This is a genomic window from Streptomyces sp. NPDC001750 (genome assembly GCF_042892615.1).
Classification (GTDB): domain Bacteria; phylum Actinomycetota; class Actinomycetes; order Streptomycetales; family Streptomycetaceae; genus Streptomyces.
Genome location: NZ_JBIAUE010000008.1, coordinates 182,813 through 209,091, shown reverse-complemented (window position 1 = coordinate 209,091; position 26,279 = coordinate 182,813). Strand labels below are relative to the sequence as shown.

The window sequence follows — 26,279 nt, the reverse complement described above, 5'->3', positions numbered from 1 at the left end:
GGGCCCCCCCCCCCGCCCGGCGCCCCCCCGCCCCCGGCCCCGCCCCCGCGCCTCGGCGTGACTCTACGATCCCTCTTGAACACGTTCAAGAGGGATCGTAGAGTCACGCCGAGCAGTCTTGAACGCGTTCAAATCTGCTGGTCCGGATCCGTACCCCACGAAGGCAGGCCCGCATGAGCACGCTCACCTACCCCGAGGTCGGCGCCACCCGCCTCGGTCCGCTCCCCCACGGGTACCACCACCTCCACCACCGAGCCCGCGTCGGTCGCGGCCGGGCCGATTTCGAGGCGGCGGGCGCGGCGGTCACCGGCTGGGGCATGCATCGCCGCAGCGGGGCCCGGATCAGCGCCTCGGCCGCCCGCGCCGAGCCGGGGGCCGGTGTCCGGGTGTCCCTGGGCGTCGGCCCGTTCCGGTTCACCGCACCCTGCCGCGTCGTCTGGACGGCGTACGAGCGCGAGCGCGTCGGTTTCGGCTACGGAACGGAGGCCGGGCACCCGGAGTGCGGCGAGGAGTGCTTCGTGGTGGACCTGGCGGACGACGGGTCGGTGTGGTTCACCGTCATGGCGTTCAGCCGCCCGGCCGCGTGGTACAGCCGCCTCGCCGGGCCACTGGTGCCGGTCGTCCAGCGGTGGTACGCCCGTCGGCTCGGCCTCGCGCTGGGCCGCCTCGTCGCCGAGGGCCGGGACGCGCGGGGCTGAGGGGTCGGGACGGGTCCGTCCAGGAGGACGGGACGGGCAGTCCGAGCGGACGGGGCGCGCCGGGTTGAAGGGCCGGGGCGCCCCGCCGAGCCGATACTGGAGGTGATGCAGTGGTTCACCGCGGACGGGTACTGGCTCAGCCGGCTGATCTTCCAGCGGGCCCTGGCCGGGGTCTACCTGTTCGCCTTCCTCGCCGCCGCGCTCCAGTTCCGGGCGCTGATCGGTGAACGCGGCATGCTGCCCGTGCCGGACTTCCTTCGGCGCACGGACTGGCGCGACGCGCCCGGTCTGTTCCGGCTCCACTATTCCGACCGCTTCTTCGCGTGCGTCGCCTGGACGGGCTGTGCCCTCGCCGTCGCCCTGCTCGCGGGCGCGGACTCGTACGTCCCGCTCTGGGCCGCGATGGCGCTCTGGGCGCTGCCGTGGGCGCTGTACCTGTCGATCGTCCAGGTCGGCCAGACCTGGTACGGCTTCGGCTGGGAATCGCTGCTGCTGGAGACCGGCTTCCTCGCCGTGTTCCTCGGCAACGCGCACACGGCTCCGCCGGTACTGGTGCTGTGGCTGCTGCGCTGGGTGCTGTTCCGGGTGGAGTTCGGCGCCGGGCTGATCAAGATCCGGGGCGACGAGTGCTGGCGCAGGCTGACGTGCCTGTACTACCACCATGAGACGCAGCCGATGCCGGGGCCGCTGAGCTGGTTCTTCCACCGGTTGCCGAAGCCGGTGCACCGGATCGAGGTGGCGGCGAACCATGTGACCCAACTCCTCGTGCCGGTGTTCCTCTTCACTCCGCAGCCGGTGGCGAGCGCCGCCGCGGGGCTGATGATCGTCACCCAGCTGTGGCTGGTGGTCTCGGGGAACTTCGCCTGGCTGAACTGGCTGACGATCACGCTGGCCCTGCCCGCCGTCGACTGGTCCCTGTTCGCCGAGCCGCCGACGCAGTCCGCGCCGCCGCTCTGGTACGAGATCGTCGTCATCGCCGTCACCGCGCTGGTGCTGTTCCTCAGCTACCGTCCGGCGCGCAATCTGGTCTCCCGGCGCCAGGTGATGAACCGCTCGTTCGACCCGCTGCATCTGGTCAACACCTACGGCGCGTTCGGCAGCATCAGCCGGGTACGGCTGGAGGTCGTGGTCGAGGGCACGGACGAGGAGGTGCTCCACGAGGGCACGGTCTGGCGGGAGTACGGGTTCCGCGGCAAGCCGGGCGACCCGCATCGGCTGCCCCGGCAATTCGCCCCGTACCATCTGCGGCTCGACTGGCTGATGTGGTTCGCGGCGCTCTCCCCCGCCTACGCGGGCCCCTGGTTCGGCCCGTTCGTGGAGCGGCTGCTGGAGAACGACCGGGACACCCTGCGGCTCCTGCGCCACAACCCGTTCCCGGACGCCCCGCCCACCCATGTCCGCGCCCGGCTGTACCGCTACCGGTACACGACCTGGCGCGAGCTGTGGGCCACCGGGCGATGGTGGCACCGGACCTTTGTACGGGACTTCATGCCGCCCGTCGCGCTCGCGCCCTCCCTGCGCGGCCGGACTGGGGGGTTCCGGCCGGACGGGCGGCTCTGAGGGCGCCCAGGGCACGTGCCGGGGCTCCGGGGCCGTCCCCGCGGTCGGAGGCCGGCCCCGGGGCCCCGGCGCGGAGCGGTCAGTCGATGCCGGGCAGGATGTGCGGCTCGGCGAGGTCGTCCTCGTAGCCGGCCAGTCTGATCGGCGCGGACCTGGCCCAGACCTCGATGTTCCGGAGCTTCTCGGGCCGCCGCGCCCGCTCTCCGTACCGTTCGGCCGGTGGCTTCTCTTGCTTCGTCAGCTCTGGTGTCGTCACCGCGCACTCCTTCGTGTCGCGTAACCCGGGGCGCCGCCGACTTCCCGGCCTCATTCCGGGAGTCGACCACCCGTGAGGGGCAGGGAAAAGAACGTTCGGTCGCGGTGGCGCCGTATGCGGGGCGGGACGGCGACTCGGTTGACGAGCCTGTCCCTGGACGGTCGGGGAGGATTTTGTGAACTCCCCGATGACATCCGTTCGCATCAGAGTAACCAAATGAGCATGATCCCGCTCGATGGAACGTGTGCCATAGGTCACTTTTGGCCACTCCATACGGCAAAACCCGGCCAGGAGGATGCTCCCGGCCGGGTCCGTGGCCCCGAGCGCCCGCCGATCACCGGACGACGGGCGTGATCAATTCCCGGCGGCTACCAGTTGGCGGGCGCGTAGTCCTTGAGGAAGCAGCCGTACAGGTCCTCGCCCGCCTCGCCGCGCACGATCGGGTCGTAGACGCGGGCGGCGCCGTCGACCAGGTCGAGCGGGGCGTGGAAGCCCTCCTCCGCGAGGCGGATCTTGTCGGGGTGCGGACGCTCGTCGGTGATCCAGCCGGTGTCGACGGCGGTCATCAGGATGCCGTCCCTCTGGAACATCTCCTGGGCGCTGGTGCGGGTGAGCATGTTCAGCGCGGCCTTGGCCATGTTGGTGTGCGGGTGGCCCGCTCCCTTGTAGCCGCGGCTGAAGACGCCCTCCATGGCGGAGACGTTGACCACGTAGGCGCGCTTGGCCGCGGTCGCCGCCATGGCCGGCCGGAGCCGGCTGATGAGGATGAACGGCGCGGTGGAGTTGCAGAGCTGGACCTCCAGCAGCTCGATCGGTTCGACCTCGTCGACCGTCTGGATCCAGCTGTTGGTGTCGTGCAGGTCGGGCACCAGACCGCCCGCGTCGATCGCCCGGCCCGCGGCGATCCGCTCCAGCGAGGCGGATCCGCTGACCAGAGCTAGTTCGGTGACGTCCTGCGCGCTCAGACCCTCCTGGCGGGCGGCCGGGAGGGCCGCCACACGGTCGACGGAGCCGCTGCCGAAGGCTCCGATGACCTCGGCGGCGGGCAGCTCGCCCGCGGGGAGCGGGGCCGACTCCGCGCCGACCAGTTCGCTGTACGCGTTGGCCGAACGGCGTACGGTCTGCGCCGCGTTGTTGATCAGGATGTCCAACGGGCCCTCGGCGGCGACGGAGTCGGCGAGCGCGACGACCTGGGCGGGGTCGCGCAGGTCTATGCCCACGATCTTCAGCCGGTGGATCCACTCGTCGCTGTCCGGCATCGCCTTGAAGCGGCGGATGGCGTCGTTGGGGAAGCGGGTGGTGATGGTGGTGTGCGCGCCGTCGCGCAGCAGTCGGAGCGCGATGTACATACCGATCTTCGCGCGGCCGCCGGTGAGGAGCGCGCGACGCCCGGTCAGGTCGGTGCGCGCGTCGCGGCGCGCCCGGTTCTCCCTGGCGCACGGCTGGCACAGCTGGTGGTAGAACGCGTCGACCTCCACGTACCGGGTCTTGCAGATGTAGCAGGACCGCGGGCGCTGAAGGATGCCGGCGATCTCGGACGCCGTGGAGGACGACGGCAGGACGCCGTTGGTCTCGTCGTCGATCCGGTCGGCCGAACCGGTCGCGGTCGCCTCGGTGACGGCCTTGTCGTGGGCGGTCTTCGCGGCGCGGCGCTCCTGACGGCGGCGCTGCTTGACGGTCCGGTAGATCCCGGCCGTGGCGCGGCGTACGGCGATGGCGTCGGGGTGATCGATCTCGATGCCGTCGAGTTCTTCCAGCACGCTCAGGCAGACGGCCAGCCGCTCCGGATCGATGCCGGGACCGAACTCCTCCGTACCGGAAACGAGCTCCGGACCGTCCTCTGTCACCGTCACTGCCATTCCTCTGTCACTCGTCGCTCGTGGCGGAGACCGCCGCACCTGCTCCTGCCGGGCGGAACGCCCCGGTCAAGTCTGCCATGCACCGGATGCTGCTCCGTTCGCGTGACCCGCGCGCGAGGGCCGGGGCACGGCGGCCTGCCGCGCCGTCCCCAGCGGCCCGCCCGTCCGGCGTCCCGCTCCCCCGGCCCCGGGTACCGTGCGGGCCCCATGGCGCCCCGTTCCGTCCCGGTCCCGTCCCGATCCCGCTCCGCCTCCCTCCGAGGCCCCGTTCCGTCCGGGTGCGCGCCCGTTCCATCGCCGCACCCTCCCAGCTCCGCCCCCATGATTCCGGCATGGACGGGTCACATATGCTTCCCTCCGGTGCGGCCGGGGCCACGCTCGGTGACCACGGCCGCGAAAGCCGTACGCCCGTCACTCCGTCGAGGAGTTCCACGCCGTCGGGGAGCACGCCGGGCCCGCGAACGCGGGCGGCGGCTCCCCGGAGTGAGACCGTTCGTCGCGGGTAGGCGAACGTCGAGAAGCCGACACCGAACACCCCTGCGTCGCCTGGCTGGAGCACATGAACGAACAGGTCACCGCACGGCCGGCCGACCGTCCCCGCCCGGACCGTCCCGCCGACCACGGCCCCACCGAGGTTCTGCACAGCGCCGAGGTGTTCGACGGCGAGCCGGGCTGCATCGCGCGGGCCCGTGCCCTGGCCGACCGCTTCCTGGCCCGGCTGGCCGCCGAGTGGCTCGCGGTGTTCGGCGAGCGCACCCGCGGCGATCTGATGCTGGCCGTGAGCGAGCTGGTCACCAACGCGGACCGCTACTCGCAGGGACCGTATCTGCTGGAGCTGGAGGGAACGGCGGAGCGCGTCAGCGTCACGGTGTACGACAGCAGCACGGCGCTTCCCTTGTTCTTCTCGCCCGATCCGGCGCGCCCGGGAGGCCATGGCATGGAGATCGTCGTGGCGCTGTGCGACCGGCTGACCGCCGAGCGCGTGCCGGTCGGCAAGCGCATCCGCGCCGAGTTCGAACTGAGCAGCTGAGCTGTGGGGCGGGCGGGACGCCGCCCGCCCCACGACCACGCCCCCCGGCCGGGTCGGCCCGCCCCGGTCCGTCCCACACGTGCCAGACCCTGTCAGGCGTACCGGTCGCGCCGAGCGCGTCGGGCGTGTCAGATATGTCAGACCCTGTCTATGTCAGACCTTGTCAGGCGTGTCAGGTGCGTTTGAAGACGCAGTCACCGCACAGCCCTCCGGCCGGGCAGCGGTAGTAGAGGCAGCAACTGCGGCGCCGGAACGCCGTGTCGTGCGGAGCGCCGGTGTTCCGCAGATCCGGGTGGTCGAAGAGCTCGGCGGTCAGCGCGCGGGCCCTCGCGGCCACATCGGGGCGGTGGTTCGCGCGCGCCCAGTCGACGAGCTGGCTCAGCGCACCCGCCAGGGCCGATCCGGCGTTGCCCCACAACAACCGGTCCGCCAGCGGGCCGTCCCGGTGGATCGCCTCGGCCAGCGGCACGAGATGACCGTACTGGACCACCTCCCGTATCCGCTCGGCCGTACCGGGCAGCGTTTCGGCGGTGCTCAGCCACAGGTCGTCGGGGCTGCTCGCCCGGGGGTCCCAGCGCAGGGCGTCGGGCGACAGATCCGGGAAGCGCCCGGTCAGCGCCGCCGGGCCGAGCGCGATCGACCAGAGCCGCGCCGCGAGCCCCAACTGCGCGATGGAGGCGGCGACTCTGCGCTCGTGCGTCCGGTGCCGCGCCGCGACCAGGTCGATGCGGGAGGACAGCGGTGCCGTCTCGCCCGCGTACAGCAGTGCCAGCGGCCGGTGCGCGCCCTCGGGCGGCGCGGTGGCGCGCAGGGCGAAGAACCCGCCCAACGAGGCCGCGGCCGACTCGTCCGTCACGCCGTCCTCCCCCACTTCTCCGTCGCCGCCGGTGGCGCCGTACGACCGGCGTCGACCATGACCGCGTTCACCGTACCTCTCGGGAACGACGCCCCGGGGTCCCGCGCGGGGTGGACCGTCGACGCGAGAGGGACACCGGGCCGTGCGCCGTACAACCAAGGCAGTACACGTGATCGCCGACTCAGGTACGACGACGCGGCGGCTTCGAGACGACAGGGTGGTGCACATGAGTTTCCTCGCGCTGTCCGTGCTCCTGTCGCTGATCTCGGCGGTCGCCTACGCGGCCGGGGCGATCCTCCAGGAGCACGTGGCCGCGGCCGGGGACGGCCGGGCGCTCGCGCTCGCGCGCGATCGCGTCTGGTGGGGCGCCGTGACGCTGAACGGGACGGGAGCGGTGCTCCACGTGGTGGCGCTGGCCTACGGTCCGCTCAGCCTCGTCCAGCCGCTCGGGGCGCTCACCATCGTCTTCGCCCTGCCGATGGCCGCGGTGTTCGTACGCCGTCGGCCTGGCGCAGCGGCCCGGCGCGGGGCGGTCCTGGCGACCGTCGGCCTGGCGGGTCTGCTCGCCCTCACCGGGGACGGCGGGGCGCACACGCTGGACGGACCGGACCGTCTGGGGCTCGTGATGGTGACGCTCGGAGCGCTCGCGGCGCTCCTCCTCGTCTCCGGGGCGGTGCCCCGGCCGGTGACGCGCGGCGTGGTCCTCGCGGTCGGCGCGGGCATCGCGTTCGGCATGGCGTCGGTGTTCACGAAGGAGGTGGCGGTGCGGTGGAGTTCGGGCGCGGTGGCGGCCGGCGTGCCGTCGCTGGCGGCGATCGCGGCCTTCGCCGGGGCGGGGCTGCTGCTCTCCCAGACCGCGTACCGGGGAGCCGGGCTGACCGCGCCGCTGGCCACGGTGACGGTGGTGAACCCGGTGACGGCCGCGCTGGTCGGCATCACCATGTTCGACGAGCGGTTCCTGCACGGCACGACGGGCATCGTGCTCGCGTCCGCCTGCGGCGCGATCGCCGCGGGCGGCATCGCGCTGCTCACGGTGGAGCGGCCGGGCACGGAGGGTCCGGCGGCGGCGCGCGGAGGGCGCGGACGCCCGGTCCGGAGCCGCCGGACGCGGGGCCGTCAGACGCTGGCCCCGCCCGCCCTGAGGTAGGCCAGCGGGTCCACGTCCGATCCGTAGCCGGGGCCGGTGCGGATCTCGAAGTGCAGGTGCGGCCCGGTGACGTTGCCGGTCGAACCCGAGCGCGCGATCCGCTGCCCCGCCGAGACGTGCCGCCCCTCCCGTACGTGGAGCGCGGACAGATGCGCGTACTGGCTGTACTTGCCGTCGGCGTGCCGGATGACGATCTGGTACCCGTACGCACCCGCCCAGCCGGCCGAGACGACGGTGCCGGAGCCGATCGCCTTCACCGATGTACCGGTCGGGACGGGGAAGTCGACACCCGTGTGGAAGCCGCTGGCCCAGGCGCCGGCCCGGTGGTACGGCGTGCCGACGCCCGCCCCCACGGGCGCGACGAGGCCCTGGCGCGTCTCGGACCGCGCCGGGTGGCGGGCCTCGGTGCCCCTCGTCGAGGGCGTCTTCGGCTTCGCTTTCGGTTTCGCGGCCGGGTGCGGGGGCTTCGCCGTCTCGTGCCGCTCCACGGCCTGGCGCCGGGGCTCGGTGGCCGGACTCGGGGCCGCTGCGGCACGGTCCTGCGGATCCGTGGCCCGCCGGTGCGGCGAGACGGCGGCCCCGCCCTGGGACTTCGCCGCCTGGACCTGGGACTTCGCGGGCCGGGTGTCGGGCTTCGCGGCCCCGTCATGGGGCCTGGCCTCCTGGCGCTGCGGCTCCGTCCTCGGGTGCGACTCGGCCGACGGCTTCGTCTCCGCCTTCTTCGCTCGCGCCGCCGGTGCCGGGCTCGCGGCGGAGCGCGTTTTCGATGCCCGGGCCGTTTCGAGGTTCAGACGCTGTCCGGGGAAGATGAGATCCGGATCGTCGCCCACCACCTCGCGGTTCGCCGCGTAGAGACGCTGCCAGCCGCCCGCCAGTCGCTCGCTCTGCGCGATCGCGGAGAGCGAATCGCCTCGGGCCACGGTGTACGACTCGTGCTTGCCGGGCACGGTGGTCGGCGTCACGGGGGCGGAGGACCGCTTCGCCGCGGTCTTCTCCTTCGACGACCGCCCGGAGGGCCGCTCATCGCCGCTCCTGACATGGCTGGTGCGCTCCGACTGCGGGGCGATGTCGGGAGACTTCCCGCCCTTGGCCAGCCCGGCCTGCGTCGAACAGCGCGGCCAGGCACCGGGCCCCTGTCCTTCGAGCACCTTCTCGGCGACGGCGATCTGCTCGTTCCTGGTTGCCAGGTCCGCCCGCGGGGCGTAGACCGTGCCGCCGTAGGCCGCCCAGGTCGACCGGGAGAACTGCAGACCGCCGAAGTAGCCGTTGCCGCTGTTGATGTGCCAGTCGCCGGTGGACTCGCAGGCGGCGACCTTCTCCCAGACGTCCGGCGACGCGGCGCCCGCCGGGGCGGCCGCGATGAGCGGTAGCGCCAGGCCGGCACCACCGGCGGTGACGGTGAGCGAGGCACGGTTCAGCCGGCTGGGCCGATATCTGCGGTGCCGTCCGTTCGCGGCCATGATGTGGCTCCCCCACTGGCAGTAGGACACGTCGCAAGCGCCAACTTATGTGCAGACAAAGCAAGATGACAAGAGCACCCGGAACGACCCGATCTTCACGGCGGGTTGGCCGCGCCTCCGGTCGGCCGGACCCCGTTCCCGGGCCCTCCTCGACCCTCGTACCCGATGCGGGAGCGCGAGGGCCGACGGCTGCGTCCGGCATCCGATTCGGATCCAACAGCTGCTGGCCGAAACGGAGTTGTGGCACCGAAGACACGCCCCGTCAAGAGACGTCGGCCTCCGGGCAGACCTCCGGCTTCGGCCCCGGCCGGGGCGGCCACATCTGCCACCGCTTCGACCTTGCTCCGGCAGGAAGTGCAGCGCTTCTACGGCCCGGTCCCAGGACGTGCGCATGGCACGGGCGCGCCGAACCCCCCGTTCACCTCCGAGGCGCAGTGGCCGTGCAGGGTGCTGCGCAACAGCCGTGCCGCGTCCGCGAGACCGGGCTCGGTCAGCCCGTAGGCGCGCAGCATCGGGCCGATGGTCTCGACGTCCGCCGGTACCCGAGGTCCGGCCGCGACGGCCGGGGCGATCCGCATCCGCGTCGCCTCGTACCGCCCGGGCCGCTCCGGCACGAAGGACCGGTAGGCGTCGGCGAACGCGATCAGGGCGTCTTTGCCCGCCCTGCCCGCGACCGCTGCCTCGACGCGGTCGATGAACTCCCCCGCGGCGAACAGGACCACCTCGGTCCGCAGGTCGTGGAGGTTTCGGACATGGGAGTACGGGCCGGCGTCCCTCACCCCGAAACCTCGGGCCGGCGCGGAGATCGTGACCTGGTCGAAGCCGACGGAGTCCGCCGGATCCGCCGTCTCCACCACACGTTCGGTCGTGAGACCCGCGCGCACCATCCGCCACCCCCACCGGAGCACCATGCAGTCCATGCATGCCTGCCTCAGGGCAGTTGCCCAATGCACATGGGAATCCCCGGACGGCCCACACAGAACAGGCCCTCCCGCCGCTCCCCGCCCATACTGGAGAACCCGGTTCCCGACACGGATTGCGGAGCACACACTGATGAGCGGTACCGCACAGATCGGCGTCACGGGGCTGGCGGTCATGGGCCGCAACCTCGCTCGCAACTTCGCCCGCAACGGCTTCCAGGTCGCCGTGCACAACCGGACGACATCGAAGACGGATGCCCTGGTCGAGGAGTTCGGGAACGAGGGTTCCTTCGTGGCCGCGCGCACGCCGCAGGAGTTCGTCGCGGCGCTGGAACGTCCGCGCCGGGTGTTCATCATGGTGAAGGCGGGTGATCCGACGGACGCCGTCATCCAGGAGTTCGCCCCGCTCCTCGAAGAGGGCGACGTCATCATCGACGGCGGCAACGCGCACTTCGAGGACACCCGCCGCCGGGAGAGGCAACTGCGCGGGCGGGGCATCCACTTCGTGGGCGTGGGCATCTCCGGCGGCGAGGAGGGCGCGCTGCACGGGCCGAGCATCATGCCCGGCGGTTCCGCTCGGTCCTACGAGTCGCTGGGGCCGATGCTGGAGAGCATCGCCGCCAAGGCGAAGGACGGCGCACCGTGCACCACTCACATCGGCCCGGACGGCGCCGGGCACTTCGTGAAGATGGTCCACAACGGCATCGAGTACGCCGACATGCAGCTGATCGCGGAGGCGTACGACCTGCTGCGCCAGGTGGCCGGTTACTCCCCGGAGCGGATCGCCGAGACCTTCCGCCGCTGGAACACCGGCCGTCTGGACTCCTATCTGATCGAGATCACGGCGGAGGTCCTCGCCCACACCGACGCGGTCACCGGGAAGCCGTTCGTCGACATCGTGCAGGACCGGGCGGAGCAGAAGGGCACCGGCCGCTGGACGGTGCAGATCGCGCTCGACCTCGGGGTCCCGGTCTCCGGTATCGCGGAGGCCGTCTTCGCCCGCTCGCTGTCGGGCCACACGGATCTGCGCGAGGCGGCGAAGGACCTGAGCGGGCCGTCCGCCGCACCGCTCGACGAGGCCGCGGCCGCAGCCTTCGCCGACCGCGTGGAACAGGCGTTGTACGCGTCCAAGATCGTCTCGTACACGCAGGGCTTCCACCAGATCAGGGTGGGCGGCGAGACCTACGACTGGGACATCGATCTCGGTGCGGTGGCGGGCATCTGGCGGGCCGGGTGCATCATCCGGGCAGCGTTCCTGGACCGGATCCGAGCGGCGTACGACGCCCGCCCCGAGCTGCTGAGCCTGCTCTCCGACGAGCGGTTCGCCCAGGAGATCGGCGCGGCGCAGGACGACTGGCGCGTGGTCGTCGCCGAGGCGGCCCGGCAGGGCGTGCCGACCCCCGGGTTCGCCGCCGCGCTCGCGTACTACGACGGGCTCCGCGCGGACCGGCTGCCCGCCGCGCTGACGCAGGGGCAGCGCGACTTCTTCGGCGCGCACACGTACCGGCGCGCGGACCGCCCGGGCTCGTTCCACACGCTCTGGGGCGGGGACCGTTCGGAGGTCGTAGCAGGCTGACCGGGATGCCCCGCGACGGATCCGCGCAACAGCCCGGTGGCGCGACGTCACGGCACCACGGCGGCGCGGCATCACGGCGGGACCCGCGGACGGCGGAGCAGGGGCATGGCGGGACCCGCGGGACCCGCGGGACCCGCGGGCGCGGCGGGCCCGGACCGGCGCCGCTCGTCCGGGCGCTCCCGAGATGCGGGGGTGGCGAAAGTGTGGGTAAGTGGCAGCGGACGCCTCCGCGCATACGCCCTCGAAGCCGTGCGTGTGCACGTCCGCGTGCCCGAAGCCGCGCCCACCGCCCCTCCTGGAGCCCCCGTATGCCCGACGCCCCGCCGGAATCCGAACCCGTCGCCGCCCAGCCCGTGGTCGCGCCACTGACCAGCGCCGCGCTGATCCTGGTCGCCACGGTCGAACCCGGTGGTGAGAGCGTCGTGCGCGAGGTGCTGCCGGACCTGTCGGCGATCGCCCGCTCCATCGGGTTCCGGTTCCCGGACGCCGGTCTGGCCACCGTCACCGGTTTCGGTTCCGATGTGTGGGACCGGCTGTTCGCGGGGCCGCGCCCCGCCGGTCTGCATCCGTTCCGGGAACTGCGCGGCACCCGGCACCATGCCCCGTCCACCCCCGGGGATCTGCTGTTCCACGTCCGGGCCGAGCGCATGGACGTGTGCTACGAATGGGCGGCCCAGCTGCTCGACCGGCTCGGCACCGCGGTGCGCGTGGTGGACGAGACGCAGGGGTTCCGCTACTTCGACCACCGGGATCTGCTCGGCTTCGTCGACGGCACCGAGAACCCCGTCGGCGCGGACGCCCGGTCGGCGGCCCTGGTCGGCGCCGAGGATCCCGACTTCGCCGGCGGAAGTTACGTCGTCGTGCAGAAGTACGTGCACGACCTCGCGGCCTGGAACGGACTGAGCACCGAGGAACAGGAACGCGTCATCGGCCGTACCAAGTTCACCGATGTCGAGCTCCCCGACGACATCAAGCCCGGCGACTCCCATGTCGCCCTCAACACGATCACCGATCCGGACGGCACCGCCCGCGAGATCCTCCGCGCCAACATGCCGTTCGGCAGCTTCGGGCAGGGCGAGTTCGGCACGTACTTCATCGGTTACGCCGCCGACCCGGACGTGACCGAGCGGATGCTCCGCAACATGTTCCTGGGCGATCCGCCCGGTACGCACGACCGCATCCTCGACTTCTCGACGGCGGTCACCGGCACGCTGTTCTACGCCCCCGGCGCCGGGTTCTTCGCCGATCCGCCGCCGTCGCCCGCCGCGGCCGCGGCGGGGACCCCGTCCGAACCGGTGCCCGTGCCGGCGCAGGACCCGGCCGCGATCCGGCCGGACGACGGATCGCTGCACATCGGCAGCCTGCACGAAAGCGCCCAGTGATGAACAATCTCCACCGCGAACTCGCCCCCGTCACCGAAGCCGCCTGGGCCCAGATCGAGGAAGAGGCCCGGCGCACCTTCAGGCGCCATGTGGCGGGGCGCCGCGTCGTCGACGTCACCGCGCCGGCCGGGCCGGAGCTGGCGGCCGTCGGCGACGGTCATCTGCGCGACATCGACCCGCCGACGCCCGATGTGATCGCGCGGGCCCGTACCTCGATGCCCGTGATCGAGTGGCGGGTGCCCTTCACCGTGACCCGGGCGGCCGTGGACGACGTCGAGCGCGGTTCCGACGACAGCGACTGGCAGCCCGTCAAGGACGCGGCCCGCACCTGCGCGTTCGCCGAGGACATGACGATCATCGACGGATACGCTTCGGCGGGCGTCACCGGACTCCGGGACGGCTCCTCGCACCCGCCGCTGGCCCTGCCGGCCGATGCTCGCGACTATCCGGCCACCGTGAGCCAGGCACTGACCCAGCTGCGCCTGGCCGGTGTCGACGGGCCGTACCGGCTGCTGCTCGGCGCCGACGCCTTCACCGAGGCGACCGAGACCTCCGACCACGGGTACCCGGTGGCCACCCATCTGGCCCGGCTGCTCGACGACCAGATCCTGTGGGCGCCCGCCGTCAAGGGCGGTGTGCTGCTGTCGACCCGGGGCGGCGACTTCGAACTGCGCCTGGGCCAGGACCTGTCGATCGGCTACCAGAACCACGACGCGAACGGCATCCACCTCTACTTCCACCAATCGTTCGTGTTCCGGATGCTCACTCCGGAGGCCGTGGTCCCGATCATCGCCTGACGTGCCGTCCCGCGACCGCGTCGCCCGGGGCAGCCGGGCCGAGGACACCGGCCGGCGCGCCCCCGCGCGAGCGGGCCGCGCGGACCCGGCACACGACGAGCGCGCACCGGCCGCACGGACCGGTGCGCGCCCCCCGCGCCGCGTCCGGCGGATATCAGCCGGGCGGGTGCGGCGACGGCTCCGGCTCCGGCACGGGCTCGGGGTTCGGAGCGGGTGGCTGCGGAATGGGGTCGGGTGCCGGACCGGGCGGTACGGGTCCGGGCGGTACCGGTGGTGGCTGCGGCATCGGCGGCGGCTCGGGCATCGGCCCGGGGGTGGGCGCCGGTGGCACGGGGTCGGGGTACGGGTTGGTCATCGCGGATCTCCGAGCGCTTCGTGGTGGATCTCCTTCCACCGTCCCCCGGAGCGGCCACCCGCGCCCGGTGAGCCCAGGCGTACGGGTTCCGAATGATCCGTCCGGTCGACGGCTGCCACGGCTCCGCCGCCGCCCGGACACCGACGGATCAGCGCGCGACGGCCGCCGCCGCCGCGGCCAGGCCGGATCGAGGGCTGGACAGCACCGGGACCGGGGTGCTCACGCGTTCGGCGGCGTCGGCCGTGGAAGCCTGTGCCAGCACGATCACATCGGCGGCCGTCACCGCGTCGGCCGCTGCCGCGACGAGGTCCAGGAAGCCGTCACGGTCACCGGCCGCGAAGCGCTCCCAGGCCCCCTCCACCAGGACCGGACGCACGTCGACGGACCGCTCCCCCGCCTCCTCGGCGAGCAGCGCGACGGTCGGCGCCAGCGTGGCGGCCAGCGCGGCGAGCACCACCACCCGCTCGTGCCGTACGGCGGCCGCCGCCATCGGCCGGTCGACCCGCAGCACCGGGACACCGACCTCCGCCGCCGTCGACTCCGCCACCCCGCCGATCGTCGAACAGGTGCAGAGCACGGCCGTGGCGCCCTCGCCGGCGACGTCCGCGAGCCGTTCCCGTATCTCGGCCGAGACCGCGCCGGGCCCGCGCTCCCCGGCCCGGCGCAGCAGGTCCTCGTCCACGAGATGCCGCAGGACGAGTCCGGGATGGTCCGCGTCGCGGAGCGCGTCGAAGACCGGGACGTGGACCGGGGAGGTGTGCAGAAGCGCGAGCGTCACCGGCCGAACGGTACGGCCCGCGGGAGCCGGGCGGCAACCGTCACGGGCCGGTGACCGACGGCCCGCGCTACAGCTCGGGGTGCGACTCGAGCTGCTCCTTCGCCCGCTCCACGAGTTCGGCCGGGGGCACGGGGGCCAGATCGGGGTGGCGCAGCGCCCACTTCGCCGCGTACGGGCAGAGCGGGACGACGGGAACCCCTTCCCTGTCGGCCATGGCGTAGAACTCCCGGACGAGGGCGCCCCCGATGCCCTTGCCCTCGTGGCCGGGCTCGACGACGGTGTGCACGGCGACGAGCGCGGCGGGCTCGCCCTCCATCACGAAGTACGCGATGACTCCGGCGGCCTCGTCGTTCTCGTACGCGAGCAGGTTGCCACCCGCGCGGTCGTCACGGATCTCGATGTCGACCTCGGTCCGGCCGGTCTCTTCTGCCACGGTGGGTGCTCCTCGTTGATGGAACGGTTACGACCGGCGCCCCACGGGAACGGCGTACGGACTCCGCTCGGTGGCGGCGTCCGGTACGGGCTCGGAGGCGTCGGCACCGAGCCCGACGATACGGTTGTCCGCGTCCACGTGCACGACGCGCGGCGTCAGCGTACGCGCCTCGACGTCGTCGACCTGCGCGTAGCTGATGAGAATGACCAGGTCGCCGGGGTGTACGAGATGCGCGGCGGCACCGTTGACGCCGATGACGCCGGAGCCGCGCTCGCCCTCGATGACGTACGTCTCCAGCCGGGCGCCGTTGTCGATGTCGACGATGTGCACCAACTCGCCGGGCAGCAGGTCGGCCGCCTCCATCAGATCGGCGTCGACGGTGACGGACCCGACGTAGTGGAGGTCGGCGTGGGTCACGGTGGCCCGGTGGATCTTGGACTTGAACAGAGTACGCAGCATTTTGGACTCCTGGAATACGGCTCCCTGCCAGCTTTCTGCAGGTCAGGGGCGCTGTTCACCTTACACTGGCACGTGTCGGACTCGAAGATCGGATGCTGACTCACCTGGCGGCACATCAGGAATACGAGGGGCGTGGGACGAGCCGCTTCCCGGAGCGCCCAAGGGCTGTCCCGCCATCCCTGGCGGATCGGCGCGCGGTGTCGGATGCGGTGCATCGCAAGGCATCCGGCGCGGCGGCGATCGTCTCCCGGGCCGGACGGGGCTCGGTCGCGAACCGCGCCGTCCCGGGTGTCCCGGCCGCCTGGCGGCGCTCGGGACCGGTGCGCCAGGAGTGCTCGGGCAGGTCGAGCCGGTCATCGATCAGTGCCCGTCCCCGGCTGGTGGCGTGGGCGAGGAACACGCCGACCCGGGCGTTCTCGATGCGTCCCGCGGTGCCGGTGTACTGCCGCTGGACGCCTGCCTCGGTGCCCAGGTGTTCGACGGGCAAATGCGGATGTCGTCACGGACGGCATCCGCGTGCGGGCGGGCGTGGCGCAGCAGCCGCATCGGCCCCGGCCGGACGTGACCAGCCCGTTCGGCTTGAATCCACATCGAGACGGTGCAGGCCCACGGCCATCCGGCGGTACCAAGCCGCCCGAGCGTGAAGTCCGCTCGTACAAGACGGGCAACTACTACCTTCGAGTGATACGAGGTTATGAGCCTTGCCGCTCAAATCCCCCTGTGGGTCACTGAAATGGCGAACGGGCGGGCTGCCCATCCCCAGCCGAGGAAGTTGAGAACAGACAGCGCTTGCCGGTTCTTCTCCGTGTCCGAGAAGAAGTTCCGGCAGCCGGGGCCCGAGCCGCGGCCTAATGTGCCCGCTTCCCCGGAATCTCGGCAGTGCCAACAACTGCGTGCTACCTCCCGGCGTCACTTGACGTCGTCGACAACCGACCTTTCCTGCGGAAGCCGAACGCTCGGGCCGGGCGCGTTCCACCGGTCCCGGTATGTTCCATCGGAGAACAAGGAGCGTCGTAGATGCCTCTTCCCCGACCAGGGTCCCACCGGCGGTGGAACCTTGGTGACCATCACGGGAACGAACCTGCCTCCACGACCAAGGTGACATTCGGCAGTAGACCGACGACCAGCATCACCCAGATATCCCCGACCCAGGTCACGGCGGTCTCCGCCTCGGGCACCGGCACGGCCGGGGTACCGCCACCGCCCCGCACCCCGGCGCGACTCCTCCCGGATCGGGAACGGACCACTCGCATGCAGCACGGCGAGACGCACGCGCGACTCGTCGCCGTCCCGCCGGGCAGGACCCTGGGCGAGGAGTGAACCGGGAGGGCCACTGCTGGGCCAATGCGACCGAGTTCGAGTGGCAGCCCGCCGGTGGACAGCTAAGACTGAGGCAGCGGTTCGGGATCGGACAGCAGACCCCGACCTCGTGATTCCCGGACCACTCGCTCCAGCCATCGAAAAGCGCGAGTACGGAGCGCCCACCGTAATGGCGACGGCGCTCGAAAGTTCCTCAAGGAGCTCGCATGGAGGAGAAATCCCTCGATGTCTTGACGCCCGGCCCTGATGAATCCGCAATCGGTACAAGCAGGTTCACCAGTCCGGAGACCGGCATCGAGAAAGACCTCGCCGAGGTGCTGGCCGACGTCATGTGCGTCGAACGGGTGTCGATCGACAGTCATTTCTTCGACGACCTCGGCGCCAACTCATTGGTGATGGCTCATTTCTGCGCACAAGTCAGGAAGCGAGCGGACCTTCCCTCGGCGTCGATGAAGGACATCTACCGGCACCCGACGATCCGCAGTCTGGCGACGGGGCTCGCGGATCACGCCCCCGCCGAGCCGTCGGTCCCGACGCCGTCCGAGGTGGTGACGCCGGTCGGCACGGCGCGGTACGCCCTCTGCGGAACCCTGCAGTTCCTGCTCTTCCTGGGGTACTCCTTCCTCGCCGGACTTGTTGCCGGCCGAGGCTATACATGGGTCTCCGCCGGGTCGGGCGTGATCGATCTCTACCTGCGGTCGTTCGTCTTCGGAGGCATCGGCTTCATCGGTCTGTGCACCTTCCCCATCGCAGCCAAATGGCTCCTCATCGGCCGGTGGAAAGCACGAAATTTCCCGGTCTGGGGTCTGACCTATCTGCGCTTCTGGACCGTCAAAGTGCTGATCAACGCCAACCCGATGATCTTCTTCGTCGGCAATCCCCTGTACGTGCTGTACCTGCGGGCGCTGGGCGCACGGATCGGCAAAGGGGTCACGATCCTCTCCCGCAGCGTTCCGGTGTGCACGGACCTCCTCACGGTCGGCGCCGGCACCGTGATCCGCAAAGACTCGTTCTTCCTCTGCTACCGGGCACACGCCGGGCGTATCCAGACTGGCCGGGTCACGCTCGGCCGGGACGTGTTCATCGGCGAGAAGACCGTGCTCGACATCGACACGTCGATGGGCGACGGGGCCCAACTCGGGCACACCTCCACGCTGTACAGCGGCCAGGCGGTCCCGGACGGTCAGCACTGGCACGGCTCCCCGGCACAGCTCACGCAGCACGACTACCTGAGGATCGGGCCGGCCCCATGCGGCACGCTGCGCCGGGCCGGCTTCGGCCTCATCACCGTGCTCCAGCTGTTGCTCCTCTACGTGCCACTGTCCGTCGGGGGCGCGTACATGCTGGTGACCCTGGTCCCGGCGCTGCGCAACCGGCTGAGCCCGGGCACGGTGGAGCTCACCTCACTGAACCTCTGCGTCGACGCGCTGGTCCTTTCCCTGCTGCTGTTCTTCGGCTTCGTCGTCGTGGGCCTGGCCGTGATGTTCACCGTTCCGCGCCTGATCAACCTCGTCGTCAAGCCGGACAAGATCTATCCGCTGTACGGGTTTCACTACTCGGCGCACCGGGCGATCGGGCGGATGACGAACATCAAGTTCTTCGCATGGCTGTTGGGTGACAGCTCCTACATCGTCCACTACTTGCGCGGCATCGGATACGACTTGTCCCGGGTCGAGCAGACGGGGTCGAACTTCGGCACGGAGGTGCAGCACGAGACCCCGTTCCTGTGCTCGGTCGGAAGCGGAACGATGGTCGCCGACGGGCTCTCCATCATCAACGCCGACTATTCGAGCACGTCCTTCCGGGTGTCCCGGGCCTCGATCGGGTCACACAACTTCCTCGGGAACAACATCGCCTTTCCCTCGGGGGCCAGGACGGGTGAGAACTGTCTCCTCGCGACGAAGGTGATGGTTCCGCTCGAAGGCGAGGTGCGCGAGGGGGTGGGCCTGCTCGGTTCGCCGTGCTTCGAGATTCCCCGGTCGGTCGAGCGCGATTCCCGGTTCGACCATCTGCGCGCCGGCGACACGTTGCGCCGCAACCTCGCTGCGAAGAACCACTACAACATCCGCTCGATGATCTTCTTCCTGCTCGTGCGGTGGCTGCACTTCTTCGCGCTCACGATGCTCGGCCTGGCGAGCGCCGAGCTGTACGACTCCTACGGGCATGTGCTGATCGCCGCGTTCCTGGTGCTCAGCCTCGGCTTCACCGCTGTCTACTTCGTACTGGTGGAGCGCGGCATCGCGGCATTCCGCGCGCTGCAACCGCAGGTGTGCTCCATCTACGACCCCTACTTCTGGTGGCACGAGCGCCTCTGGAAGGTGCCCGACAACTACCTCGACATCTTCAACGGCACCCCTTTCAAGAACGTGATCTGGCGGATGCTGGGGGTTCGGATCGGCAGCAGGGTCTTCGATGACGGCTGCTACGTGACGGAGCGGACGCTCACCACCATCGGGAACGACTGCACGCTCAATGCGGGAAGCAAGATCCAGTGCCACTCGCAGGAGGACGGCACCTTCAAATCCGATCGCAGCACCCTCGGCGCCGGTTGCACCATCGGCGTGGGAGCCCACGTCCATTACGGCGTGACGATGGGCACGGGCGCGGTGCTCGCACCCGACTCCTTCCTCATGAAGGGCGAGGAGGTCCCGCAGCACGCACGCTGGGGAGGAAACCCCGCCACGGAGATGCGAGACGCCCCTCATCAGCCCGAGGCACTGACGCGGACGGGATAGCGGCTCCCCCCTTGTCGGCGCTGAACAGCACGGTGACGAAGGCGAATGGAGAGGGACGACCAGATGGGAACGCAAGCGCAGGCCGGCCGGGAGTACTGGCGCGATGTGCTCGCCGCCGGTGGATCCACCGAAATCCCGCGGTGGACGCTCGATCCGGTGAAGGGCGTCGGCGAACACGAGGCGCCGGTCCCGGACGACGTTGTCGCGGCGTTGGGCCGGCTGGCCGAGGACCTGGCGTTACCGCTCGACTCGGTACTGCTGGCAGCGCACTCCAAGGTGCTCGCCGCGCTGTCCGGCGAGCACGAGGTCGCAACCGGATACGTCACCGCGGAGGGCGGCCGACCGCTGCTCTGCCGGCTGACGACCGAGCCCGGCTCGTGGCGGACGCTGCTGCTGGACGCTCATCGAGTCGCGTCGGACCTGCTGTCGCACAAGGACTACCCGGTCGATGAACTCAGGTGCGAACTGGGCCTGGCGGAGCCGCCGATCGAGGCCGTGTTCGATCCGCACGGCGTGGGCGGCGAAGTCGCCGGCAACACCGTGCTGTGGGTGGGATTTTCGCAACGCGGCGGCCACCTCGTGCTGCGGCTGCGCTATCGGACCGACGCGCTCGACAAGGACTGCGCCGTCCGGATCGCCGGTTACCACCTCACCGCACTCGCGCTGATCGCCGCCGATCCGGACGCCGGGCACGGGCGGCAGAACCTGCTCTCCGCCGAGGAACTCCATTTCCAGCTCGAATCACTCGCCGGTCCACGCCGGGAACTGCCGGACCACCGGTTCCACGAACTGTTCGAGCAGCGGGTGGCGGCACACCCGGACGCCGTCGCCGCGGTGCATGGGGAGCAGCAACTGACCTATCGGGAACTCAACGCGCGCGCCAACCGGGTGGGACGAGCCCTGCTGGCGCGGGGGCTGCGCCCCGAAGGTGTCGTCGCGGTGGCGACCGAGCGCAACCTGGACTGGATGGCCGCCGTCCTCGCGGTCTTCAAGGCCGGCGGTGTGTACCTGCCCGTCGAGCCGCATTTCCCGGCCGACCGTCTCGCGACCATGCTCTCCCGTGCCGCATGCGGGCTCGTGCTGACCGAACCCGGCAGCACCTCCACGCTCGACCAGGCCCTCGACTCGCTGTCCGGGGTCCAAAAGCTCTTCGTCGGCGCCGCCTACGAGGAAGACCACGCCGACGATGATCTGGGCCTCCACATCGCACCGGACCAGCTCGCCTACATCTACTTCACCTCCGGCTCCACGGGTGAGCCCAAGGGCGCGATGTGCGAGCACGCGGGCATGCTGAACCACCTCTACGCCAAGATCGACGACCTGGAGATCGGCGAGGGACAGGTGGTCGCCCAGACCGCACCCCAATGCTTCGACATCTCGCTGTGGCAACTGGTGTCCGGGCTCCTGGTCGGGGGGCGGACCCTGCTCGTGGAGCAGGAGGTGATCCTGAACGTCCAGCGGTTCGTCGACAGGATCGTCGACGGCCGGGTAGCCGTCCTCCAGGTCGTCCCCTCCTACCTGGACGTGGTCGTGTCCTGGCTGGAGCAGCACCCCCGCGAGCTGCCGGACCTGCGGTGCGTGTCGGTCACGGGCGAGGCGCTGAAGAAGGAGCTCGTGCAGCGCTGGTTCGCCGCCCGGCCCGGGATCAAGCTGGTCAACGCCTACGGGCTGACCGAGACCTCGGACGACACCAACCACGAGGTCATGGACCGCGTGCCCGACGGAGACCGGGTCCTGCTGGGCCCCGCGGTCAACAACGTGCGCGTCTACGTCGTCGACGAGCACCTGAACCCGGTGCCGCTCGGAGCCCCCGGCCTGATCGTCTTCTCCGGCGTCTGCGTCGGCCGCGGATACGTCAACGACCCCGAGCGCACCCGGCAGGCCTACCTGGCCGATCCGCACCGTGAGGGCTCCCGCCTCTACCGGGGCGGCGACTACGGCCGCTGGACGCCCGGGGGGAAGCTGGAGTTCCTCGGCCGCCGCGACACCCAGGTGAAGATCCGTGGCTTCCGGATCGAGATCGGCGAGATCGAGAACACCCTGCTGCGGGTGCCCGGTGTTCGCGACGGTGCGGTCGTGGTCACCGAGCGGGCCGACCGGAGCAAGCACCTGGTGGCGTTCTACTCCGGTCGGCAGCCGATCGAGGCCGACGTCCTGCTGGACCGGCTCGGCGAGTCGCTGCCCGCGTACATGGTCCCGTCGGCCTTTCACTGGCGGAAGGCACTGCCGCTGACGGCCAACAGCAAGATCGACAGAAGGACCCTGCAGGCACTCGCCGGAGAACTCGACGTCGTCCGGGACGACTACCGCGCGCCGGATACGCCGACCGAACAGCAGTTGGCGGCCGCATGGGCGAAGGTCCTCGGCATCCCGCAGGACCGGATCGGACGGCGGGACCATTTCTTCGACCGGGGCGGCACATCGCTGTCGGCAGTAAGGCTGGCCATCGTCCTGGACCGTGCGGTGTCCCTCAAGGATGTCACCGGTCACCCGATCCTCGCCGATCTGGCCGGGCTGATCGACGGCAGGTCCGTACGGCGTGCCGGGCTGCTTCAGCCGCTGTCGGAAGCGGACGGTGCGCGGACCGCGGCCCTGGTGTGCTTCCCCTACGCCGGCGGCAACGCGGTGAACTTCCAGCCGATGGCCGGAGCGCTGCCGGACGGTGGACCGGCGGTCTACGCCGTCGAGCTGCCCGGTCACGACGTGGCCGCCGAGACCGAGCCGCTCGCGCCGATGACGCGGGTGGTCGAGCAGGTCGTCGACGAGATCACCGGGCGTGGCCTGACCAGGGTCCTGCTGTGGGGCCACTCCTCGGGCACCGCGCCGGCCGTGGAGACGGCCAGGAGGCTGCTGGAGCGCGGGGTGGACGTCCAACGGGTGTTCCTCGGCGCGCAACTGCTCGGTGACGCCGACGACCGGCGCGCCTCCATCACCGAGCTGACCGGGCGGAGCGACGCCGAGATCGCCGCGAGCCTGAGCACGCACGGCGGCCACACCTCGCTCGGTGAGCTGGGTGCGCAGCACGCCGAGCACGTCGGCGCCGCGTACCGGCACGACTGCGTGTCCGCACACCACTACTTCGCCGAGGCCCTGGAACGCCCGCCGGCGCGGAAGCTCTCCGCGCCGGCCACCGTGGTCGTCGCCGCGGACGACCCGAGCACGGCGGAGTACCCGCGCCGGTACCTCGACTGGCAGCTTCTGGCCGAGCGGGTCGACCTGCACGAGCTCGCCGACGGCGGCCACTACTTCCTGCGTACCCGTCCGGTCGAGGCAGCGAAGGCCGTACTGCAAGCCTCCGAATTGTCCGCTTCTTCCTGAGTGTCAGTTGAAAGGAAAACGAGATGTCGTTCACATCCACGGCGTTGCTGGTCGACGTGGAACTGAATTCCGGCGCACCCCCACGGTTGCGGGCCGAGGCCAACGGCGACGCGCCGGCCTGGGCGGCCGCGCACCGGGACGCGCTGCGCGGAGTCGTCGCCGAGTACGGTTCGGTCCTGGTCCGCGGTCTCGGGCTGCGCGATGCGGCCGAGACCGGAGCCGTCTTCTCGAAGCTGGCCACCGGTCTGATGACCGAGCAGGAGGCCTTCGCGCCCCGGCAGACCCACTCCGAGGGGGTGTACTCCTCATCGAAGTGGCCGCCGAACCAGCCCATGTGTATGCACCACGAACTGAGCTACAGGCTTGAGTTCCCCGGCTTGATGATGTTCGCCTGTCTCAGTGCGCCCACCGTCGGCGGGGCGACCGCGGTGGCCGACTCACCGACCGTGCTGGACGCACTGCCCACCGAGTTGACCGAGCGGTTCGAGCGCGAGGGCTGGCTGCTCACCCGCAGCTACAACGACGAGATCGGCGCGTCCGTCGCCGAGGCCTTCGGCACTGACGACCGGGGCGCCGTCGAGCGCTACTGCCGCGCCAACGCGATCGCGTTCGAGTGGCAGCCCGACGGTGGACTGCGCACCAGGCAGCGCCGCAGCGCCGTGGTGCGCCACCCGGTCACCGGCCGACGCTGCTGGTTCAACCAGGTCGCGTTCCTCAACGAGTGGACGATGGCCCCGGAGGTGCACGAGTACTTGGTGGACGTCTACGGCGCCGACGGGTTGCCGTTCAACACCCGCTTCGGCAACGGCGACCCGATCGGCGAGGACGTCGTCCAGCTGCTCAACAGCGTCTACGAGGCGAACACCGCACGCGAACCGTGGCGGGCCGGCGACCTGATGCTCGTCGACAACGTCCGCACCGCGCACAGCAGGGAGCCCTTCGAGGGACCGCGCGAGGTGCTCGTCGCCATGGCCGAACCGGTGCGTCTGGCCGACTGCTCGCCGACCGTGGAGGTGACCACGCGATGACCACCGTCGATTCCACCGCGAGCGAGCCCGCGGGCGTCGCACCGATCACCGTGCCACCGTTCGCGGTGATCTCCGGTGCCCAGGTCCGGCGCGCGCTGCGCGGATGCGAGAAGCGGATCACGGAGTTGGTCGAGAGCACCTACCGGGCGCACGGGGCCGGTGATTCGGTGAACCCGCCGTCGTACTTCCTGCGTTTCCCCGACCGCCCGTCCTCCCGGATCATCGCGCTGCCCGCCTCGATCGGCGGGGACACACGGGTGGACGGCCTGAAGTGGATCTCCAGCTTCCCGAAGAACGTGACGGCCGGCATTCCAAGGGCATCGGCCGTGCTGATCCTCAACGACCATGACACCGGCTACCCGTTCGCCTGTCTGGAGAGTTCGATCATCAGCGCCACCCGGACGGCCGCGTCGGCGGCGTCGGCGGCCGACTGGCTCAGCCGCGAGAGGCCGCGACCGACGCGCGTCGGGTTCTTCGGGGTGGGCCTGATCGCCCGCTACATCCACACCTTCCTGATCGGCACCGGCTGGTCGTTCGACGAGATCGGCGTACACGACCTGTCCGCCGACAGCGCGGCAGGCTTCCGCTGCTACCTGGAGCAGTCGGACACCCCCGGCCGAATCACCGTGCACGACAGCGCCGAGCAGTTGATCCGAAACAGCGACCTGGTCGTCTTCGCCACGGTCGCCGGTCAGCCGCACGTCAGTGACCCGTCGTGGTTCGCACACAATCCGCTGGTGCTGCATGTGTCGCTGCGCGACCTCGCGCCGGAGATCCTGCTCGCCTCGACCAACATCGTCGATGACGTCGAGCACTGCCTCAAGGCCGACACCTCACCGCATCTGGCCGAGCAACTCACCGGCAACCGGGACTTCCTGCACGGCACGTTGGACGACGTGATGGCCGGGCGGGTGACGGTGCCGACGGACCGGCCGGTGGTGTTCTCGCCCTTCGGCCTCGGGGTGCTCGACCTCGCGGTGGGCAAGTACGTGTACACCGAAGTGGCCCGCTCCGGAGAGTTGCACGTGATCGACGACTTCTTCCACGAACTGAGCCGGTACGGATGAGCGGGCCGAGAGTCCAGGAGGCTGCTTCAAGGCTGATCCCAGGAGAGACCACCGGTCACGTCGCAGCGGGTCCCGATGCATGAGACAGCGGCCACTGACGCAGGGCGCCGTCCCCCCTGGTTGGACACGGGAGTCTCGCCCGCACAAGCGAGGAACCCGCCCACGGCCGGACGGAAGTTCCGGTAGTGCTCTGCTCCAGACAGAGGAGACCATCGTGCCCGTCATTTCCGCTCCCTACGCCTTCAACGAGGAGGATCTCTATGTCGACCTCAGGTCGATCTTCGGGCACTCGCTCTTCCTGAAGTGTGAGGGCTTCAACTTCGCCGGCTCGATCAAGTTGAAGGCCGCGACCGAGATGGTGGAGGCCGCTGAGCGGGATGGAATCCTGACACCGGAATCGATCCTGGTCGAGTCCTCGTCCGGAAACCTCGGCGTGGCGCTGAGCGTGATCGCGGCGAGCAAGGGCTACCCGTTCCTGTGCGTGACGGACTCCCGCGGCAATCTGTCGAACAGAATGATGATGGAGGCGTTGGGCAGCCAGGTGCACGTGATCGCCGAGCAGGAGGCCAACGGCGGTTTCCTCGCCGCACGGCTCGACTACGTCCGCGAGCTGTGCGCCTCCGACGACCGGTATGTGTGGCTCAGCCAGTACACCAATCCGGGCAACTGGATGGCGCACTACCGCACGACCGCGCCGGAGATCGCCCGCCAGTTCCCGCGGCTGGACGTGCTGTTCGTCGGCGCCGGCACCACCGGGACCCTGATGGGCTGTGCGCGCTACTTCCGGAGATGGCACCGGCGGGTGCGGATCATCGCGGTGGACAGCGTCGGCTCGGTATCCTTCGGCGGTGCGCCGGGCCGCCGGATGATTCCCGGGCTGGGCATGAGCATGCGCCCGCCGCTGCTCGACGAGTCCTATGTCGACGAGGTGGTTCGTGTCGAGGAGGCGGACACCATCCGCTCCTGCCATCGTCTGGCCAGGCGCGGATTCCTGTTCGGCGGCTCCACCGGCACGGTGATCAGCGGCGCGGCGGACTGGTTGGCCCGGCATGACGCACGCGAACTCACCGCAGTGGCCATCGGCCCGGACCTCGGCGAGCGCTACCTCGACACCATCTACCAGACCAACTGGCTGCGGGACATCTACGGCGAGGACGTACTCGACTCCGGCAAGGAGGCCGCCGATTCCTTGGCAGCCGCCCCCTCACCGGCGACGGGGTAGGGCGGCCGGCCGACAGCCGCCAT

The 26,279-nt window shown here is 70.8% G+C and carries 21 protein-coding genes and 1 pseudogene; 13 read left to right on the top strand and 9 right to left on the bottom strand.

What is annotated here, in order from left to right; genetic code table 11:
- Positions 1–173: 173 nt before the first annotated feature.
- Positions 174–698, top strand: a complete 525-nt coding sequence (locus ACFYY6_RS15815; protein WP_389193575.1) for a DUF1990 family protein — start codon at positions 174–176, stop codon at positions 696–698.
- 105 nt (positions 699–803) lie between these two features.
- Complete coding sequence (locus ACFYY6_RS15810; protein WP_351525037.1) at positions 804–2,258, top strand: lipase maturation factor family protein; 1,455 nt, start codon at positions 804–806, stop codon at positions 2,256–2,258.
- A 79-nt stretch (positions 2,259–2,337) separates the two neighbouring features.
- Here the strand turns inward: ACFYY6_RS15810 and ACFYY6_RS15805 are convergent, their stop codons facing one another.
- Entirely contained in the window at positions 2,338–2,514 is a 177-nt protein-coding gene (locus tag ACFYY6_RS15805; RefSeq protein WP_199883084.1) for a hypothetical protein, read from the bottom strand.
- 368 nt (positions 2,515–2,882) lie between these two features.
- Complete coding sequence (locus ACFYY6_RS15800) at positions 2,883–4,367, bottom strand: SDR family NAD(P)-dependent oxidoreductase (RefSeq protein WP_351525038.1); 1,485 nt, start codon at positions 4,365–4,367, stop codon at positions 2,883–2,885.
- A gap of 565 nt (positions 4,368–4,932) precedes the next feature.
- Here ACFYY6_RS15800 and ACFYY6_RS15795 point away from each other — a divergent pair.
- The gene (locus tag ACFYY6_RS15795; RefSeq protein ID WP_351631711.1) at positions 4,933–5,403 is read left to right on the top strand and encodes an ATP-binding protein; all 471 of its coding nucleotides are present in this window, start codon (positions 4,933–4,935) and stop codon (positions 5,401–5,403) included.
- 172 nt (positions 5,404–5,575) lie between these two features.
- Here the strand turns inward: ACFYY6_RS15795 and ACFYY6_RS15790 are convergent, their stop codons facing one another.
- Positions 5,576–6,259: a (2Fe-2S)-binding protein gene (locus ACFYY6_RS15790; protein ID WP_351525040.1), complete on the bottom strand. Its 684-nt coding sequence runs from the start codon at positions 6,257–6,259 to the stop codon at positions 5,576–5,578.
- A gap of 226 nt (positions 6,260–6,485) precedes the next feature.
- Between ACFYY6_RS15790 and ACFYY6_RS15785 the strand changes: the two genes are divergently transcribed.
- Positions 6,486–7,406, top strand: coding sequence for a DMT family transporter (locus ACFYY6_RS15785; protein WP_389193572.1), 921 nt, complete (start codon positions 6,486–6,488; stop codon positions 7,404–7,406).
- On the opposite strand, the gene ACFYY6_RS15780 is transcribed toward ACFYY6_RS15785, so the two are convergent.
- Together ACFYY6_RS15780 and ACFYY6_RS15775 are read right to left on the bottom strand one after the other, a co-directional pair.
- Complete coding sequence (locus ACFYY6_RS15780; RefSeq protein WP_389193569.1) at positions 7,376–8,866, bottom strand: transglycosylase family protein; 1,491 nt, start codon at positions 8,864–8,866, stop codon at positions 7,376–7,378. The two genes, ACFYY6_RS15785 and ACFYY6_RS15780, sit on opposite strands and share 31 nt — an antisense overlap.
- A 348-nt stretch (positions 8,867–9,214) precedes the next feature.
- Positions 9,215–9,753: pseudogene (locus ACFYY6_RS15775) on the bottom strand (TetR/AcrR family transcriptional regulator); the annotation flags it as partial.
- Between the two features lie 166 nt (positions 9,754–9,919).
- Between ACFYY6_RS15775 and gndA the strand changes: the two are divergent.
- From gndA to ACFYY6_RS15760, 3 genes are all read left to right on the top strand, one after another.
- Positions 9,920–11,362: an NADP-dependent phosphogluconate dehydrogenase gene (gene gndA / locus ACFYY6_RS15770; protein WP_351525043.1), complete on the top strand. Its 1,443-nt coding sequence runs from the start codon at positions 9,920–9,922 to the stop codon at positions 11,360–11,362.
- A gap of 308 nt (positions 11,363–11,670) precedes the next feature.
- Positions 11,671–12,744 carry a Dyp-type peroxidase gene (locus tag ACFYY6_RS15765; RefSeq protein WP_389193566.1) on the top strand — a complete coding sequence of 358 codons (1,074 nt, stop codon included), beginning with the start codon at positions 11,671–11,673 and terminating at the stop codon, positions 12,742–12,744.
- Positions 12,744–13,541 carry a family 1 encapsulin nanocompartment shell protein gene (locus tag ACFYY6_RS15760; RefSeq protein WP_351525045.1) on the top strand — a complete coding sequence of 266 codons (798 nt, stop codon included), beginning with the start codon at positions 12,744–12,746 and terminating at the stop codon, positions 13,539–13,541. The genes ACFYY6_RS15765 and ACFYY6_RS15760 overlap by 1 nt, the downstream gene beginning before the upstream one ends.
- 503 nt (positions 13,542–14,044) lie before the next feature.
- Here ACFYY6_RS15760 and ACFYY6_RS15755 read toward each other — a convergent pair.
- From ACFYY6_RS15755 to ACFYY6_RS15740, 4 genes are all read right to left on the bottom strand, one after another.
- Positions 14,045–14,674 carry an arylsulfatase gene (locus ACFYY6_RS15755; RefSeq protein ID WP_351523130.1) on the bottom strand — a complete coding sequence of 210 codons (630 nt, stop codon included), beginning with the start codon at positions 14,672–14,674 and terminating at the stop codon, positions 14,045–14,047.
- 67 nt (positions 14,675–14,741) lie between these two features.
- A complete protein-coding gene (locus ACFYY6_RS15750) occupies positions 14,742–15,107 on the bottom strand; it encodes a GNAT family N-acetyltransferase (protein ID WP_351523132.1) in 366 nt (121 codons plus the stop codon).
- 27 nt (positions 15,108–15,134) lie between these two features.
- Positions 15,135–15,566 carry an aspartate 1-decarboxylase gene (panD, locus tag ACFYY6_RS15745; RefSeq protein ID WP_386607482.1) on the bottom strand — a complete coding sequence of 144 codons (432 nt, stop codon included), beginning with the start codon at positions 15,564–15,566 and terminating at the stop codon, positions 15,135–15,137.
- Between the two features lie 115 nt (positions 15,567–15,681).
- Positions 15,682–16,053 carry a transposase gene (locus ACFYY6_RS15740; RefSeq protein ID WP_388649125.1) on the bottom strand — a complete coding sequence of 124 codons (372 nt, stop codon included), beginning with the start codon at positions 16,051–16,053 and terminating at the stop codon, positions 15,682–15,684.
- A 530-nt stretch (positions 16,054–16,583) separates the two neighbouring features.
- On the opposite strand from ACFYY6_RS15740, the gene ACFYY6_RS15735 reads away from it, so the two are divergent.
- The 6 genes from ACFYY6_RS15735 to sbnA all read left to right on the top strand — a co-directional run bounded on the left by ACFYY6_RS15735 (position 16,584) and on the right by sbnA (position 26,256).
- Positions 16,584–16,886, top strand: coding sequence for a hypothetical protein (locus ACFYY6_RS15735; RefSeq protein ID WP_388649122.1), 303 nt, complete (start codon positions 16,584–16,586; stop codon positions 16,884–16,886).
- A gap of 206 nt (positions 16,887–17,092) precedes the next feature.
- A complete protein-coding gene (locus ACFYY6_RS15730; protein WP_389193562.1) occupies positions 17,093–19,621 on the top strand; it encodes a Pls/PosA family non-ribosomal peptide synthetase in 2,529 nt (842 codons plus the stop codon).
- Positions 19,622–19,684: 63 nt separating this feature from the next.
- Positions 19,685–22,939, top strand: a complete 3,255-nt coding sequence (locus ACFYY6_RS15725; protein WP_389193560.1) for an amino acid adenylation domain-containing protein — start codon at positions 19,685–19,687, stop codon at positions 22,937–22,939.
- Between the two features lie 23 nt (positions 22,940–22,962).
- Positions 22,963–23,967: a TauD/TfdA family dioxygenase gene (locus ACFYY6_RS15720; RefSeq protein ID WP_389193557.1), complete on the top strand. Its 1,005-nt coding sequence runs from the start codon at positions 22,963–22,965 to the stop codon at positions 23,965–23,967.
- Entirely contained in the window at positions 23,964–25,034 is a 1,071-nt protein-coding gene (gene sbnB, locus ACFYY6_RS15715) for a 2,3-diaminopropionate biosynthesis protein SbnB (RefSeq protein WP_351523144.1), read from the top strand. Before ACFYY6_RS15720 ends, sbnB begins: the two co-directional genes overlap by 4 nt.
- A 214-nt stretch (positions 25,035–25,248) precedes the next feature.
- Complete coding sequence (gene sbnA / locus ACFYY6_RS15710) at positions 25,249–26,256, top strand: 2,3-diaminopropionate biosynthesis protein SbnA (protein ID WP_351523146.1); 1,008 nt, start codon at positions 25,249–25,251, stop codon at positions 26,254–26,256.
- The last annotated feature ends 23 nt before the right edge of the window (positions 26,257–26,279 follow it).

Excerpts from the sequence above, each read along its gene's own strand:
- ACFYY6_RS15760 (WP_351525045.1), top strand. The coding sequence starts at position 12,744 with ATGAACAATCTCCACCGCGAACTCGCCCCCGTCACCGAAGCCGCCTGG.
- ACFYY6_RS15720 (WP_389193557.1), top strand. The coding sequence starts at position 22,963 with ATGTCGTTCACATCCACGGCGTTGCTGGTCGACGTGGAACTGAATTCC.
- ACFYY6_RS15795 (WP_351631711.1), top strand. The coding sequence starts at position 4,933 with ATGAACGAACAGGTCACCGCACGGCCGGCCGACCGTCCCCGCCCGGAC.
- ACFYY6_RS15765 (WP_389193566.1), top strand. The coding sequence starts at position 11,671 with ATGCCCGACGCCCCGCCGGAATCCGAACCCGTCGCCGCCCAGCCCGTG.
- panD (WP_386607482.1), bottom strand. The coding sequence starts at position 15,566 with ATGCTGCGTACTCTGTTCAAGTCCAAGATCCACCGGGCCACCGTGACC.
- sbnB (WP_351523144.1), top strand. The coding sequence starts at position 23,964 with ATGACCACCGTCGATTCCACCGCGAGCGAGCCCGCGGGCGTCGCACCG.
- ACFYY6_RS15785 (WP_389193572.1), top strand. The coding sequence starts at position 6,486 with ATGAGTTTCCTCGCGCTGTCCGTGCTCCTGTCGCTGATCTCGGCGGTC.
- ACFYY6_RS15725 (WP_389193560.1), top strand. The coding sequence starts at position 19,685 with ATGGGAACGCAAGCGCAGGCCGGCCGGGAGTACTGGCGCGATGTGCTC.
- ACFYY6_RS15780 (WP_389193569.1), bottom strand. The coding sequence starts at position 8,866 with ATGGCCGCGAACGGACGGCACCGCAGATATCGGCCCAGCCGGCTGAAC.
- ACFYY6_RS15735 (WP_388649122.1), top strand. The coding sequence starts at position 16,584 with ATGCCTCTTCCCCGACCAGGGTCCCACCGGCGGTGGAACCTTGGTGAC.
- ACFYY6_RS15810 (WP_351525037.1), top strand. The coding sequence starts at position 804 with ATGCAGTGGTTCACCGCGGACGGGTACTGGCTCAGCCGGCTGATCTTC.
- ACFYY6_RS15730 (WP_389193562.1), top strand. The coding sequence starts at position 17,093 with ATGGAGGAGAAATCCCTCGATGTCTTGACGCCCGGCCCTGATGAATCC.
- ACFYY6_RS15815 (WP_389193575.1), top strand. The coding sequence starts at position 174 with ATGAGCACGCTCACCTACCCCGAGGTCGGCGCCACCCGCCTCGGTCCG.
- gndA (WP_351525043.1), top strand. The coding sequence starts at position 9,920 with ATGAGCGGTACCGCACAGATCGGCGTCACGGGGCTGGCGGTCATGGGC.